General features: G+C 57.1%; 13 protein-coding genes. 4 read left to right on the top strand and 9 right to left on the bottom strand.

Annotated elements, in window-relative coordinates:
* Positions 1–20: 20 nt before the first annotated feature.
* The 9 genes from WFL93_RS16920 to mntP all read right to left on the bottom strand — a co-directional run bounded on the left by WFL93_RS16920 (position 21) and on the right by mntP (position 10619).
* Positions 21–842 carry a M55 family metallopeptidase gene (locus tag WFL93_RS16920; RefSeq protein ID WP_336778623.1) on the bottom strand — a complete coding sequence of 274 codons (822 nt, stop codon included), beginning with the start codon at positions 840–842 and terminating at the stop codon, positions 21–23.
* A gap of 103 nt (positions 843–945) precedes the next feature.
* Entirely contained in the window at positions 946–2004 is a 1059-nt protein-coding gene (locus WFL93_RS16915; protein ID WP_336778622.1) for a DmpA family aminopeptidase, read from the bottom strand.
* Positions 2005–2006: 2 nt separating this feature from the next.
* Positions 2007–2891 carry an ABC transporter permease subunit gene (locus tag WFL93_RS16910; protein WP_007891891.1) on the bottom strand — a complete coding sequence of 295 codons (885 nt, stop codon included), beginning with the start codon at positions 2889–2891 and terminating at the stop codon, positions 2007–2009.
* Complete coding sequence (locus tag WFL93_RS16905) at positions 2891–3820, bottom strand: ABC transporter permease (RefSeq protein WP_007891892.1); 930 nt, start codon at positions 3818–3820, stop codon at positions 2891–2893. Before WFL93_RS16905 ends, WFL93_RS16910 begins: the two co-directional genes overlap by 1 nt.
* A gap of 282 nt (positions 3821–4102) precedes the next feature.
* Positions 4103–5644, bottom strand: a complete 1542-nt coding sequence (locus tag WFL93_RS16900; protein ID WP_336778621.1) for a glutathione ABC transporter substrate-binding protein — start codon at positions 5642–5644, stop codon at positions 4103–4105.
* A gap of 21 nt (positions 5645–5665) precedes the next feature.
* The gene (locus WFL93_RS16895; protein WP_336778620.1) at positions 5666–7528 is read right to left on the bottom strand and encodes an ABC transporter ATP-binding protein; all 1863 of its coding nucleotides are present in this window, start codon (positions 7526–7528) and stop codon (positions 5666–5668) included.
* Positions 7529–7546: 18 nt separating this feature from the next.
* On the bottom strand, positions 7547–8512 hold the full coding sequence (gene dgcA / locus WFL93_RS16890; protein WP_336778619.1) for an N-acetyl-D-Glu racemase DgcA: 966 nt from the start codon (positions 8510–8512) through the stop codon (positions 7547–7549).
* Between the two features lies 1 nt (position 8513).
* A complete protein-coding gene (gene dgcN / locus WFL93_RS16885; RefSeq protein ID WP_007891896.1) occupies positions 8514–9521 on the bottom strand; it encodes an N-acetyltransferase DgcN in 1008 nt (335 codons plus the stop codon).
* A 525-nt stretch (positions 9522–10046) separates the two neighbouring features.
* Positions 10047–10619: a manganese efflux pump MntP gene (gene mntP / locus WFL93_RS16880; protein WP_007891897.1), complete on the bottom strand. Its 573-nt coding sequence runs from the start codon at positions 10617–10619 to the stop codon at positions 10047–10049.
* 285 nt (positions 10620–10904) lie between these two features.
* Here mntP and WFL93_RS16875 point away from each other — a divergent pair, with 285 nt between their 5' ends.
* From WFL93_RS16875 to WFL93_RS16860, 4 genes are all read left to right on the top strand, one after another.
* The gene (locus WFL93_RS16875) at positions 10905–11144 is read left to right on the top strand and encodes a DUF1158 domain-containing protein (RefSeq protein WP_007891898.1); all 240 of its coding nucleotides are present in this window, start codon (positions 10905–10907) and stop codon (positions 11142–11144) included.
* Positions 11145–11679: 535 nt separating this feature from the next.
* Positions 11680–13290, top strand: coding sequence for a malate dehydrogenase (quinone) (gene mqo, locus WFL93_RS16870; protein WP_007891899.1), 1611 nt, complete (start codon positions 11680–11682; stop codon positions 13288–13290).
* A gap of 131 nt (positions 13291–13421) precedes the next feature.
* Positions 13422–13724, top strand: coding sequence for a type II toxin-antitoxin system HigB family toxin (locus WFL93_RS16865; RefSeq protein WP_336778618.1), 303 nt, complete (start codon positions 13422–13424; stop codon positions 13722–13724).
* On the top strand, positions 13724–14089 hold the full coding sequence (locus WFL93_RS16860; RefSeq protein ID WP_336778617.1) for a helix-turn-helix domain-containing protein: 366 nt from the start codon (positions 13724–13726) through the stop codon (positions 14087–14089). The genes WFL93_RS16865 and WFL93_RS16860 overlap by 1 nt, the downstream gene beginning before the upstream one ends.
* Positions 14090–14252: the final 163 nt, after the last annotated feature.

Genomic DNA, 14252 nt, shown 5'->3' with positions numbered 1-14252 from the left:
TATTGCGCAAATTATTTCAATTAAGACTGCGTGCTCGCCAGATAGGAGAAGGCGCTCAGCAGGCTAATCAGCGTATTCATATCATCCGCGCGATAGCCGACGGTAACCGCGTCGATGCGCGTCACGCCGGGAATCAGGCTGAACAGATCCGCCAGCACCGGTTTGCTGGCCTGCAGCTGCATATCATAAGGCGCGCTCAGGCGCGTGGTGCTGACCTGCCGTTTACGCTGCACGGCGGCGGTCGCCGCTGCGCGAATGGCGTTTTGCGCCGCCTGCGGACTGATAGATTCCGCGCAGGTGTGCGAAATCGCGCGTTTCACGCAGACGTAATCCACCGATGGATAGTGTTCAGCCATCCAGCCTTTAAGCTGATCGTCACCGCTCACCAGCCACAGCGGCGTGCCCTGTTCAGCCGCCGCTGCTGCATAAATGTCGCTTTCGCCCATCACCTTGCCGTTGATGTAAATACGCCAGAACGCGCGGCCGTTAATGGTGTGCGCCAGCACGCCAGGCTCGCCCGCCGCGCTGTGATAGCCAATAAAGAACAGGCCATCAAACGGCTGCTGCTCGATGCCTTCCACCATTGATAAACCGCGCGGTTTGCCCTGCACCATGCGCGCACGCGGATCGATATTTTCCGCACGCAGGTTGGTCATCTGCGCGTGGCTGTCAGCCACCACCACTTCGGTGGCACCACCGGCAAATGCGCCATCGATAGCGGCGTTGACTTCCTGTTCCATCAATCCACGCGCCAGTTGGTACTCCGCGTGGCCGGGTGAACACTGTTCCGGGCGCATCACGCCCGCAATGCCTTCGATATCGGCTGAGATGAATATTTTCATGAGGTTATCTTGGGTTCCGTGCAATTTTTAACACGGTCGCCATGAATGGCGACCCTACGAAGCGATATGTCTGCACCGGTCATGTGTTTTGTAGGGGCGGCATTTATGCCGACCGGGACGACAGCGCCAATCGATCCAAAACGTCGCTTAACGATGGGCGATGATGGCCGCGGAAACCGGTGACGGCTTCGGCGCTCAGCAAGGCATCCAGCACCGCGTGTTCGGTGGCATCAGCAGCGGCGGCGAGCAGCGGTTCCAGCGCCGATTCTTCCGGCGGTTGCGGTTGCGGCTGGGTGGAGAACGCCACAGCAATATCGCCCGAACCGTGGCCCCAATAGCTGCCCAAACGTCCTAAACCGGCACCGGCGCGTTTGGCGACGCGCTTGAGTTGCCGTGCATCAAGCGGCGCATCGGTCGCCATAATAATGATGATGGAGCCGGCATCACGCTGTGGCGTCAGTTCCGGTAGTAGCGGCGCAATCATCTCGCCGAGGCGCACGCCATCCAGCGTCAGCGCGGTTAAGGCACCAAAGTTGGCCAGCACGAATACGCCAAGCGTGGCATTGAGCGACGGAATCAGGCGCGATGCCGTGCCAATGCCACCTTTTAAACTGAAGCAGCTCATACCGCGCCCGGCACCGACGCTGCCGCGCGCAAAATCGCCGGTGGCGTTATCCAGTGCCTGTTGCGCCATGGCTTCCGTGATTGCCAGCGCCTGAATATCGTTGAGCCAGCCATCGTTGCACTCCAGCGCCAGCGGATTGACCGTCGGCAAGCTGCGGCCCAACTCGTGGTTGCGGCTGATGGCATCGCGCACCAGCGTGGTAAATAGCGTGCCCACCGCCAGCGTGTTGCTGAGCAAAATCGGCGTCTGCAGCACGCCCAACTCTTCAACCTGCACCAGGCCAACCGGCTTTGCGAAACCGTTGAACACCGCAGCCGCACAGGGCAGCGGCTGAGTAAACAGATTGTCGCCCGGCGGCACAATCGCGGTGACGCCGGTTTGCCGCTCGCCATCGGCCAGCGTGTAATGTCCGACGCGCACGCCCGGCACATCGCTTAGGCGATTGTTGGCACCACTAACGATGCGCGGTTGTCCCAGTTGACGCTCGCTGCGCCAGCGTTGCAGCAGCAGGTCGCGCTGCAGTTGTTGAAAGTCCATGCTTAGCTCTTTAGTTTGGGATCGAGCGTGTCGCGCAGCGCGTCACCCAGCAGGTTAAACGCCAGTACGGTAATAAATATCGCCAGCCCCGGAAACACGCTGACGTGCCACAAGCCGGCCATCATCATGCTGCGGCTCATCGCCAGAATATTGCCCCACTCCGGCACATCGGGTTCCGGGCCAAGGCCGATAAAACTCAGCCCGGCAGCAGTGAGAATACTGGTGCCGATACGCATGGTGAAATAGACAATCACGTTAGAGAGCGTGCCCGGCAGAATATGGCGCAGCAGAATCACGCGATCCGGCGCACCGGCACAGCGCACCGCTTCGACGTACGCCGCCTGCTTCAGCGACAAGGTAGAAGCACGCACGATACGCGCAAATACCGGCACGCTGAAGATCGCCACCGCGATGATGACGTTATTCAGCCCCGGGCCGAGAATCGCTACCACCGCGATCGCCAGTAGCATGCCAGGAAAGGCAAACAGCACGTCGGAGCCGCGCATGATCAGCATATCGATCCAGCGGCCATAATAGCCCGCCAGCAGACCCAGTAGCACGCCGACCACCATGCCGAGCGTGACCGACAGCACGCCGACGTACAGCGAGATGCGCGCGCCAAAGATGATGCGGCTGAAGAGATCGCGGCCCAATTCGTCGGTGCCCATCCAGTGCGTGCTGGACGGCGGCGAGGACAGCGCCATCCAGTCCGGCGCCATCGGGTCCCAGGGCGCGAGCCACGGCGCGAAAATAGCCACCAGCACCAGCAGCAGTACAAAGCCACCGGAGACCAGCGCCAGCGGATTACGCACCAGCGCGTGCAGGAAATCACGCCACGGCGAACGGATCGCCTCCTGCGCGTGGGCAGGCAGAGATTGCAGACTCATTACGGCTCCTGTCGCAGGCGAATCGCTGGGTTGACCACGGCATACAGCAGATCGACCAGCAGATTAATCACAATAAATTCAAACACGAACAGCATCACTAACGCCTGGATCACCGGCTGATCCTGCGCCTTGATCGACTCGATCAACAGCCAACCTAATCCCGGCCAGTTGAAGACGCTTTCGACCACGATCGATCCGCCGAGCAGAAAACCAAACTGCAAGCCGAGCATGGTGATCACCGGGATCAATGCGTTACGCATCACATGTTTCCACGTCACCAGCCGATTGCGCAGCCCTTTGGCTTTGGCGGTGCGCACGTAATCTTCCTGCGCCACTTCGAGAAACGCCGAGCGGGTGAAGCGCGCCATCACCGCCGCCACCGACGAACCGAGCGTGATAGCCGGTAATACGATGTCGCTGGGTTGATTGAAGCCGCTGACCGAAAACAGGCCAAACGGCATGGCGACGAACTGGATCAGCAACAGACCCAGCCAGAAGGTCGGCATCGAGATGCCGCCGACGGCGACGCTCATCAACGTCCAGTCCTGCCATTTACCGCGTTTCAGAGCGGCAAAGACGCCGAGGAATAAGCCGAGAATCACCGACCAGGCAAACCCCGCCAGCGCTAGCCACATCGTCGGCATAAAGCCTTGTTTGATGACGTCCAGCACCGGCTGTTGGGTGCGGTAAGTGACGCCAAGATCGCCGCGCAGCAGGCCGCCGATCCAGTTGATATATTGCTGCGGCAGCGGATCGTTGAGCCCGAGATGTTGACGCGCGGCTTCCACCGCAGCCAAAGGCGCATCCGGCCCAGCGTAGATGCGCGCCGGATCGCCAGGCAGCAGCTTGATGAAGCCGAAGACCAGCAGCGAGACCACCAGCAGAACGGGGATCATCTCCAGCAGTCGGCGAATGATGTATGCGAACATGCGGTTCCTTTATATTTGGCATGGTGCTGGGTGTAACAGATTGTGCTGGGTGCCCCAGATCGTGCTGGCTGTCCCCCATCCCGGCCTTCCCCCGCTTGCGGGGGAAGGAGACGCTGCCACATGCAGCTACAGCACTCACATGTGGCAGCATCTTCCTCCCCCATTGCAGCTACAGCACTCACATGTGGCAGCATCTTCCTCCCCCATTTATGGGGGAGGACCGAGGAGGGGGGAGGGGGACAGCAAGCACATTCGTAGGGGCAGCCCGCACCCACCCAACCTTTACTTAAACGCCGCCTGATTAAACAGGAAGTTACCATCCGGCAGCATCGACACACCGCTCAGCGTGCTGCGCTTGCCAACCAGATTGTCTGGCGTGCCGAGGAAAGCCACCGGTGCCTCTTTCCACAACACTTTCTGCGCTTCAGCGTACGCCTCGCCACGTTTGGCCGGATCGGCGGTGGCTAAGCCACCGGCAATCGCTTTGTCGGCTTCGGCATTGCTGAAGTACGAAACGTTGTACGAGGTTGGCACCCAGGATTCGGTGGCATAAAGCGGACGCAGTGCCCAGTCGGCATCACCGGTTGAGGTCGACCAGCCGCCGTAATAGAGGTCAAATTCCGCCTCTTTCGGATCCTTCACGCCCCACAGTTTGGCGTTACGCGTGCCGGAATCCATCGGCGTGACCGTGGCGCGAATGCCGACCGTTGCCAGCTGCGCTTTCAGCACCTGCGCGGCACGCACGCTGGCGGTGGCGTTGGTGACCCACAGTTTCAGGTCGAGGCCGTTCGGATAACCGGCGGCTTTCAGCAGCGCTTTGGCTTCATCCGGTGCATAGCGATAGTTCGGCGCGCTCTGCTTCTGATAGAACTGCACGCCTTGCGGAATCGCCGAGCTGGCCGGTTTACCCATGCCGGCAAACGCCACTTTCAGCCACAGATCGCGGTCGATGGCGTAGTTGATCGCCTGACGCACGCGGACATCATTCAGCGGCTTGTGCTGGGTGTTGATCGCCATGTAGTAGAGGTAAATGCTCGGATCGCGCTGGATCGCCAGTTTGCTATCGCTCTGCACGGTGGCGATCAGATCCGACGGTAGCGGCCAGATCGCATCAACCTGGCCCGACTTCAGTGCCGCGACGCGCGTAGCATCTTCCGGGCTTGGCGAGAAGATCACGTTATCCACCTTCGGCCAGCCCTTTTGCCAGTAGCCATCATACTTTGCCAGCGTCACCGCTTTACCCGGCTGCCATGTGACGAATTTGAAGGGACCGGTCCCCACCGGATGCAGACGCAGCTGCGCTTCTTCCGGATATTGCTTGAGGATTGCCGGGCTCCACATCACCGCCGACGGATGCGCCAGCGTGTTGATGAAGGCACCAAACGATTGGTTAAGCTCGATTTTTACCTGATCCGGCGCCAGCACCGTCACCTTCTCAATCATCTTGTACAGGCTGTTGCGCTTGAGGCCTTTTTTCTGGTCGGCGAGGCGATCGAGGTTGGCTTTTACCGCTTCGGCATCAAACGGCGTACCGTCCTGGAAAGTGACGTCTTTACGCAGCGTCAGGGTAAATTCGGTGGCGCTGTCGTTGCTGGTGTAGTGGGTGGCCAGCCATGGCTGCAGCTTCATCTGTGCATCGAACTGGAACAGGCGTTCAAAGATGCCGCTCTGCACCGAGTAGCTAACGTTGTCTGAGGTATCGTGCGGATCGAGGCCGGTGATGTCGGCATACATCGAAATGCGCAGATCCTGTGCCTGAGCCGCGGCGGCCAGCGAGAGGGTCAATCCGAGCGCAAGCGCCGTACGGCGGAAAATCGGGTTCATGAAATCTCCTGGTATTGAGGGTTAGCGCGAAACAAAGTCAGCGACCCAGTGTTGCGGAGCAACCTGGCGATAACGCGGTTTAATGACCGTTTCTCCCACCTTGCGCAGCGGCGAAGGAATTTCGCTCTCTTCGAAAGTGCGGGGTTGACGGTTCTGGGGATCGGCTACCGGCACCGAGGCCAGCAGACGTTGGGTATAAGGATGTTGTGGCTGGTTAAACACCGACTGGCGCGGCCCGAGCTCGACAATCTGGCCGAGATACATCACCGCCACGCGGTTGGCGATGCGCTCTACCACCGCCATATCGTGCGAGATAAAGATCCACGCCACGCCGGTTTGCTGCTGCAGATCCATCATCAGATTGACTACCTGTGCCTGAATCGACACGTCGAGCGCCGAGACCGCTTCATCGGCGATGATCACTTTGGGTTTCAACGCCATAGCGCGTGCGATGGCGATGCGTTGACGCTGGCCACCGGAAAACTCGTGCGGATAGCGCTGCGCATGTTCCGGCAGCAGTCCCACGCTTTTTAGCAGCGCATCGACCTGCGGCGAGGCTTCTTCCAGCGACTTCACCATGCCGTGCAGCAGCAGCGGTTCAGCAATGGTGAAACCAACCGTCAAACGTGGATTGAGCGAGGCGTAGGGATCCTGGAACACCATCTGGATTTCACGGCGCAGCGGCTGGAACTGCGCCTCTTTAAGATTGGCAATTTCATTACCCTGGAAATGGATGCTGTCGGCGTCGCTGTTGATCAGCCGCATCAGCGCACGACCGGTGGTAGATTTACCGCAGCCGCTTTCGCCGACAATCGCCAGGGTTTCGCCCGGCCACAGGCTGAAATCAATCTGCTCCACCGCGTGCACCTGGTGGGTTAACGCCGAGAAAATCCCGCTGCGAATCGGGTAGTACACTTTCAGACCGCGCACATCCAGCAGCGGCGTTTCGTCGTAGCGCGCGGTGCGCTGCTCGCTGCGATCGTTGGCCTCGCTGCCCAACAGCGGAAAACGCTGCGGCCACGCGTGTTCGCGCATATCGCCCAGCTTCGGCACCGCGGCGAGTAGCGCTTTGGTATAAGGATGCTGCGGCGCATTGAAAATGTCGCTGACCGTGCCCTGCTCAACCACTTCGCCTCGCAGCATCACCACCACGCGATCGGCGATTTCGGCCACCACACCCATGTCGTGGGTGATAAACAGCACCGCCATTTGCTTCTCGCGTTGCAGATCACGCAGGATGTGCAGAATGCGCGCCTGCACGGTAACGTCCAGCGCGGTGGTCGGCTCATCGGCAATTAACAGCTGCGGATCGCAGGCCAGCGCCTGGGCAATCATCACGCGCTGGCGCATGCCGCCCGACAGCGAATGCGGATAGCTTTTCATAACGCGATCCACATCGGCGATGCGCACCTGACGCAGTAATTCGCGCGCGCGCGCCTCGGCCTGGCTTTTGTCACAAATCTGGTGGTCACGCAGCGCTTCGGTCAGCTGATCGCCAACGCGTAATACCGGATTGAGCGAGGTCATCGGCTCCTGAAAAATCATCGCCATCTCGCGGCCACGCAGGGCGCGGCGCTGAGGTTCATTCAGGCTGGCCAGTTGATGGGCTTTGCCCTGACGATCGCGAAACTGCATGCTGCCGCGATCGATGCGGCCAGAGGCGGCGAGTAAGCCCATCACCGCCAGCGAGGTGACCGATTTACCCGAGCCACTTTCGCCCACCACGGCGACGATTTCGCCCTGATGAATATTAAAACTAATGCCCTTCAGCGCCTGATTTTCGCCGCTGCGGCCGCGAAAGCTGACGCTGAGGTCCTGAATCGCGAGCACCGGTGGTGAACCGGCAACGCTGGCGGCGTTGGGGGTAAGTAAAGTGTCCGTCATCGTTGCTCCGCGTGCGGGTTACAGCCAGATTTGGCCTTGAGCGTAAGAAAGGAACGGCGAGCTGTCAGCGGCCAACCAGATCGGGCCATCGAGGTCGACGTGTTCCGCGCCAATCGCCACCGGCAACGCCGCCTCCATCGCCAGTGATGAGCCGAGCATGCAGCCCACCATCAGCCGCATATCCAGCTTCTGCGCCTCTTCCACCATCGCCAGCGCTTCGGTTAAACCGCCGCACTTATCCAGCTTGATGTTGATCATTTCGTAGCGATTGCGCAGCGGCGCGATGTCTTCCCGCGTGTGGCAGCTCTCATCGGCACAGATTGGAATCGGGTGCGCAAAACGCTGCAGCGCCTGATCCTGACCCGCCGGCAGCGGCTGCTCGACCATCGCAATGTTAAAGCTGACCAGCGCGTTGAGCAGGCTGGGCAAATCCACGCCTGACCAGGCTTCGTTAGCATCAATGATTAACGTGGCGCGCGGCGCGGCCTGACGAATCGCGGCGACTTTCTCCAGAATTTCGTCGCGATTGAGTTTGATTTTCAGCAGGATGGCACCACGTGATACCGCATCGGCAGCAGCGGCGGCCATGTTCGCGATGGAATCGAGGCTGAGGGTTTCGGCGGTGATCACCGAGGGCGGCTGAAGGCGTTCGCACTGTTGCCACAGCGTGTGTTTCGCCAGTGCAGCATCCAGGCGCCACAACGCACAGTCCAGCGCATTACGCGCTGAACCCGCAGACAAACGGCTTTGCAGATCGAGGCGGCTCAAACCCGCTTCAATGTCGGCGCGCAGCGCGTCCAGTTCGGCGTTGACGCTTTCCGGCGTTTCATCGTAGCGTGGCGTTGGCGTACATTCGCCACGGCCAATAAAGCCGTTTTGCTCCAGCGTCACGCGAATTACCGTAACCGCCGTACGCGTGCCACGCGAGATGGCAAACGGACGCGCCAGCGGCAGCTCCAGCACTTCAATCTGCATGCGCCGCATGTTAGCCGCGCTCCTGCAGCAGCGCGGCGATATCCGCAATGCCGAAGCGCACCGGATCGGTGGCAGGCACGCCGAATTCAGCGCTGACCTCTGCACAATAGGCGCGCGCTTCCTCTTCGCTGTAGTTCGAGGTGTTGATGGCGAAACCGGCCAGCTGCACGGCATCACTGGTGACATGCGCCGCGCGCAGGTTGGCTTCGACACAATCTTTCAGGCTGACCATCGGCTGATGCGGCAGATGGCGCATATGCGGACGGCCCATTTCGTGGCACATCACCAGCCAGTGCGGCTGCGCACCGTGAATCAGGCCCATGCTGACGCCAGCATAGGAAGGATGGAACAGCGAACCCTGACCTTCAACGATATCCCAGTGATCGGCGTCATTGGCGGGCGACAGCGCTTCAACGGCACCGGCGATGAAGTCGGCAATCACCGCATCAATCGCAATCCCTTCGCCTGCCACTAAAATGCCGGTCTGACCGGTAGCGCGGAAATCGGCTTTCATGCCGCGTTCGCGCATCGCCGCTTCCAGCGCCAGCGAGGTGTACATTTTGCCCACTGAGCAGTCAGTGCCAACAGTAAGCACTCGCTTACCTGTACGCTTTTTACCGCTGCCGACGTTCAGTTTTGGACGCATATGGCGCAGGTCGAACAGCTCCACGCCGAACTCTTTGGCCAATGCCACCAGCTCAGGCTCATCCACCAAACGATGATGTAAACCGCTGGCAACGTTCATACCAGCAGAAATGGCGCTTTTTACCGTGTCGAGCCAGTGTGTTGGCAGGTAACCACCGGCATTGGCGGTACCGAGCACCAGCGTTTTGGCCCCGCGCGCTTTAGCAGCGTTAATATCGAGCTCGTCGAGGCCAAGGCTGACGGTGCAGCCCGGCAATTTGATTTCGCCAACGCACTGCTCCGGTCGCCAGACCTGAATACCGCGTGCTGTTTTAGCGGCCAGTGGATCGGTTACGTCGCCGAGGAAGAGTAAATAAGGTTGTGGGATCAGCATGATGTTTCTCGTTTCAGACGGTTTATAGGGCCTGAGCTGACTATTTCATGCAGAAGAAAGGGTGACGAATGCTTGTTTAGTTGCGGGGTATAACCTGCGGCTATAGCCAGATCGAAATGTGATGGCTGAAGGGATAAATCAATCTATTAGCGGGGAAATGGCAGGGAAAGCGGTTGGAGAGATAAGAAAACAGTTGATAACCACAGGTCGATCCCTGACCGCGATTATCGAGGGTATTCTGGGGAGATCTTAATTAAGAGCACCCGGCGGTACGTGTTTGAAGGTTTCTACATAAGAACGGAACACGTAGCGGAAAAAGCGTTTCATAAAGCACCTGATTCAAAAATTGTTGAAGAAATACGCAAAAAGTATAGCGTCTGAGCGTTTTTACCGCAATTATTTTTGAAGTAGATCACAGAATAGGATTTATTGCAGGTTTGCGGTGGTCGCCATGAATGGCGACCCTACGGTAGGCGCAGTTGAAGTTGTAGGGTGCGCATTTATGCGCACCAGGCAGCAGCATCGTTAGTTAAACCAACCCATGTGCTGGCTTAAAATGGTGCAGCCAATACTGATCAGTACCACGCCGCCAAGCACTTCAGCCCATTTGCCCATTACCGGGCCGATAAAACGTCCAACCAGCACGCCGGTGGTCGCCATCACGGTGGTGGCGGCGCCGATGGTGACGGCGGTCATGATGATATTGACCTGCAGAAATGCCAAACCCACACCCACCGCCAGCGCATCCAGACTGGTGGCGACAGCGGTTAATGCCAGCACCATAAAACCGTGACGCTGCGGCGCTTCGCAGGGCTCATCAGCCGTTTGACGGAAGCCTTCCATGATCATACGGCCGCCCAGCACGCTTAATAGACCGAAAGCGACCCAGTGATCCCATGCCATAACATAGCGACTGGCCGCCAGGCCAATTGCCCAGCCAATCAGCGGCGTCAGCATTTCAATGACGCCAAAGATCAAGCCCGTACGCAGCGCTTCTTTGAAATTCGGGCGATGCAATGATGCGCCTTTGCCCAGTGCTGCAGCGAAAGCGTCCATCGACATACCAAAGGCCAGAATCAGGGTTGCGATAAATGTCATGGGTTTTCAATCAATGCCGCGGAACAGGCCCTGAAGCCGCTACTTCTCCGCATTTATTGTTCAGTAATGAAAAAGTGCGCGCAGTCTAACACGCAAAAACACCAAAAAAAAGACAGTAAAATCAGGGCTTTAAGTATAGCAAAGGCTATAACTCTTAACTTTCGCTATTTTTGACGCTAAGTGAATGGAATAGAAGAAATTTCTTAGCGCGATCCGGCACGGGGATTGCACCCCAGCGCCATTTTATGCGCTAATGCCCGCGCTAACTGATTTGGAAAAATGACCATGAATAACCCGTTCGAAACGCTGATTATCCCGGGTGGCATTCTGCTGCTGGGCTTTCTCTCTGCACTGCTGCTGCCCGCGCCCTCGTTTGGCATTGAGCTGGCAAAACAGCTGCAAGAAAGTTTGCACCTGATGGATGTTAATCAGCTGTATACGATTGTCTTTAGCCTGTGGTTTTTGCTGCTGGGCGCGATTGAGTTCTTCGTGATTCGCTTCCTGTGGCGACGTCGCTCGCGCTGATCGCTTTTCCTGCAAGGTGATGCATTTTTCTTCTGCATGGCATGCCTGCTCACGCCTAAATTCATCACCACAAAAATGTAACATTACTTTTACACGGCATGGCGAAATATCACGCAACATAAATTCCGCATAAATAGTCAATTTACGTAAATCACTTAAAATTCATACAGTTAAATTGTGACACACCTCACTACCTATTAACGCACCCGCCAATAACACCCACAAACCCATAACATTCACATTACTATAAGCGTCTGATTAAGAGATAAAAATCCCTTATGGCAGCGGGGTTGAGCTGATTAATTCTTATGCTGAATCATTTCCGCCTTTAAAAAATAAACAAACGTTTAATTCCGATACGAGAATGTTATATTCGAATGCATATGCATAACGTGCAGTTAACCGTTATCGTCCCCATGACTTATACCTGAGTCTTAACCTTTGAGAAGTAGCGCCACGCGCTCGAAAGAAGCGCGGCTATTTCGCCTGCGAACCTGTTGAGCTTCAGGTCAACAGAGAGAGGAGATGTCGCCTCATGAGTACTACTGCGGTAAATCTGGCGCTCGCCGCCGCTGGCAAGGAAAGCGCAAACCTTCAGGAACGAAAAGACGTCGACGTACTGCTGATTGGCGCAGGCGTGATGAGTGCGACCCTCGGCACATGGCTGCAGGATCTCGAGCCTGACTGGTCGATTGAGATGGTTGAACGCCTTGATGACGTGGCGGTTGAATCCTCGAATGGCTGGAACAACGCTGGCACCGGCCACGCCGCGCTGGCCGAGCTGAACTATACGCCGCAGAAGGCAGATGGCAGCATCGACATCGCTAAAGCGGTGGCGATTAACGAATCGTTCCAGATTTCGCGCCAGTTCTGGGCTTATCACGTTCAGAAAGGCAACCTGCGCAATCCCAAAAGCTTTATCCACAGTACGCCGCACATGAGTTTCGTCTGGGGCGACGATAACGTTGAATTCCTGCGCAAGCGCTTCAATGCGTTGCAGAAAAGTACGCTGTTCCGCGGCATGAGCTATTCAGAAGACCGCGATCAAATCACCCAGTGGATTCCGCTGGTGATGAACGGGCGTGACAGCAAGCAGAAAGTCGCCGCCACCTGGACCGAGATGGGTACCGACGTGAACTTCGGTGAAGTGACGCGTCAGCTGATTGCTGCTTTAGAGAAGAAAGCCAATTTCCGTCTGCGTCTGCGCCAGGAAGTGCGTGATATCAAGCGCCTGAGCGATGGCCGCTGGCAGGTAAGCCTGCATAATCTGGTCAGCGGCGAAGATCGCGTGCTGACCACGCGCCAGCTGTTTATTGGTGCCGGCGGCGCGGCGTTGCCGCTGCTGCAGAAATCAGGCATTCCGGAAGTGAAAGGCTACGCCGGTTTCCCGGTGGGCGGCTCTTTCCTGGTGACGGAAAATCCGGAGGTGGTGAAACAGCACATGGCGAAGGTGTATGGCAAAGCCAGCGTCGGCGCCCCGCCGATGTCGGTGCCGCATGTCGATACGCGCGTGCTGGATGGCAAACAAGTGCTGCTGTTTGGCCCGTTCGCCACCTTCTCCACCAAATTCCTCAAGCAAGGTTCGCTGCTGGATATGTTCGGTGCGATGAATGGCAGTAACCTGAAACCGATGGTGCAGGTTGGCCTGAAGAGTTTCGACCTGGTGAAATATCTGGTTGATCAGGTGCTGCAAAGCGACAGCGATCGTATGGAAGCCTTACGTGCTTACGTACCGCAGGCACAGCAGGAAGATTGGCGTTTGGTGACGGCAGGCCAGCGCGTGCAGATCATCAAAAATGATGCCAAAGAGGGCGGCGTCCTGCGTCTGGGCACTGAAGTGGTGACCTCGGAAGACGGTACAATTTCGGCGCTGCTCGGCGCATCGCCTGGTGCATCAACCGCGGCACCGATTATGCTCGAGCTGATGGCGAAAGCCTTCCCAGAGCAGATGCGTTCACCGGAATGGCAGACCAAAATCCGCATGGTGATCCCATCGTGGGGCCGCAAGTTGAATGGCGATGTGGCGCTGACCGAGAAAGTGCTGGCCGATACCAGCCGCGTGCTGCAGCTCGATTACGAGCCCGTTGTTACACCGGATGCCGCCAACGATGAAGCGCGCGAAACGGCGCATGTGGTGGGGAAGTAACAAGGTAGCATTGTTTGCTGCAGAGATGAGAGGCCGCGCAAGCAGCCTCTTTTTTTATGCCTAACGCAAGAAATGTCCCAAATTGGGATTCAGGTTTGTTATAGTCCCAAAACGGGATTAAGATGCGCTGCATGAGAATTATATCGGTAAGGTCATTAAGGGAGTTTATGACGGCGAACCCCGACTCTTCGCAGCCGTTGAGAGCCTGGATTGATGAAGCACAAAAGGCCGACTGGTCAAGCCCGGCAGACATCAAGGAACAATACCGCCACGCCAGCATTCTTAAAGGTAGCCGAGTGGTATTCAACATCAAAGGAAACGATTATCGACTGATAGCGGCCATCGCGTATCCACAGAAGCTGATATTTATAACGTTTATCGGCACACATCGGGAATATGACGCGATTGACGCTAATACGGTGGAGCAACGCTAATGACACTAACCATTAAACCCATTCATTCCGAACAGGATTACGAAGCCGCTCTTGAGGCTATCTCGCCGCTCTTTGAAAATGTGCCTGAGCTCGGCACGCCAGAGAGCGATTATATGATCGTGATGAGCATGCTCATTGAGGCATGGGAAAAAAAGCATTATCCCATAGAGGCGGCAGATCCGATTGAAGCCATTAAATTCCGCATGGAGCAACAAGGGCTGACAGCCAAAGATTTGGAGCCTGCCATCGGTCGTCGTAATCGCGTTTATGAAGTGCTCAATGGGAAACGTTCTTTATCACTGGAAATGATCCGTAATCTGCATAAGCAGTTTGGTATTCCATTAGAGAGTTTGGTTGGATTGTGAGTGGTTGCGGTCGCCATAAAGGTACAAACCGGGCACATGGGTAACACTTTAGACCGGGCACATGGGTAACACTTTAGACCGGGCACATGGGTAACAGTTATAAATGGCATAGCAGAGGAGACTCACTATGCCCTGGACTGAGACCGTTACCATGCAACGCCTT

The organism is Pantoea sp. USHLN256, from assembly GCF_037149875.1.
Lineage (GTDB): Bacteria > Pseudomonadota > Gammaproteobacteria > Enterobacterales > Enterobacteriaceae > Pantoea > Pantoea nemavictus.
Note: the sequence above shows the minus strand (reverse complement) of the source record. Positions and strands in the feature narration are given on the sequence as shown.

Bases quoted from the DNA above. Each gene is read 5' to 3' on its own strand.
- WFL93_RS16920 (WP_336778623.1), bottom strand. From the start codon at position 842: ATGAAAATATTCATCTCAGCCGATATCGAAGGCATTGCGGGCGTGATG.
- mntP (WP_007891897.1), bottom strand. From the start codon at position 10,619: ATGACATTTATCGCAACCCTGATTCTGGCCTTTGGTATGTCGATGGAC.
- WFL93_RS16860 (WP_336778617.1), top strand. From the start codon at position 13,724: ATGACACTAACCATTAAACCCATTCATTCCGAACAGGATTACGAAGCC.
- dgcN (WP_007891896.1), bottom strand. From the start codon at position 9,521: ATGCTGATCCCACAACCTTATTTACTCTTCCTCGGCGACGTAACCGAT.
- WFL93_RS16905 (WP_007891892.1), bottom strand. From the start codon at position 3,820: ATGTTCGCATACATCATTCGCCGACTGCTGGAGATGATCCCCGTTCTG.
- WFL93_RS16895 (WP_336778620.1), bottom strand. From the start codon at position 7,528: ATGACGGACACTTTACTTACCCCCAACGCCGCCAGCGTTGCCGGTTCA.
- dgcA (WP_336778619.1), bottom strand. From the start codon at position 8,512: ATGCGGCGCATGCAGATTGAAGTGCTGGAGCTGCCGCTGGCGCGTCCG.
- mqo (WP_007891899.1), top strand. From the start codon at position 11,680: ATGAGTACTACTGCGGTAAATCTGGCGCTCGCCGCCGCTGGCAAGGAA.
- WFL93_RS16910 (WP_007891891.1), bottom strand. From the start codon at position 2,891: ATGAGTCTGCAATCTCTGCCTGCCCACGCGCAGGAGGCGATCCGTTCG.
- WFL93_RS16900 (WP_336778621.1), bottom strand. From the start codon at position 5,644: ATGAACCCGATTTTCCGCCGTACGGCGCTTGCGCTCGGATTGACCCTC.
- WFL93_RS16915 (WP_336778622.1), bottom strand. From the start codon at position 2,004: ATGGACTTTCAACAACTGCAGCGCGACCTGCTGCTGCAACGCTGGCGC.
- WFL93_RS16865 (WP_336778618.1), top strand. From the start codon at position 13,422: ATGAGAATTATATCGGTAAGGTCATTAAGGGAGTTTATGACGGCGAAC.
- WFL93_RS16875 (WP_007891898.1), top strand. From the start codon at position 10,905: ATGAATAACCCGTTCGAAACGCTGATTATCCCGGGTGGCATTCTGCTG.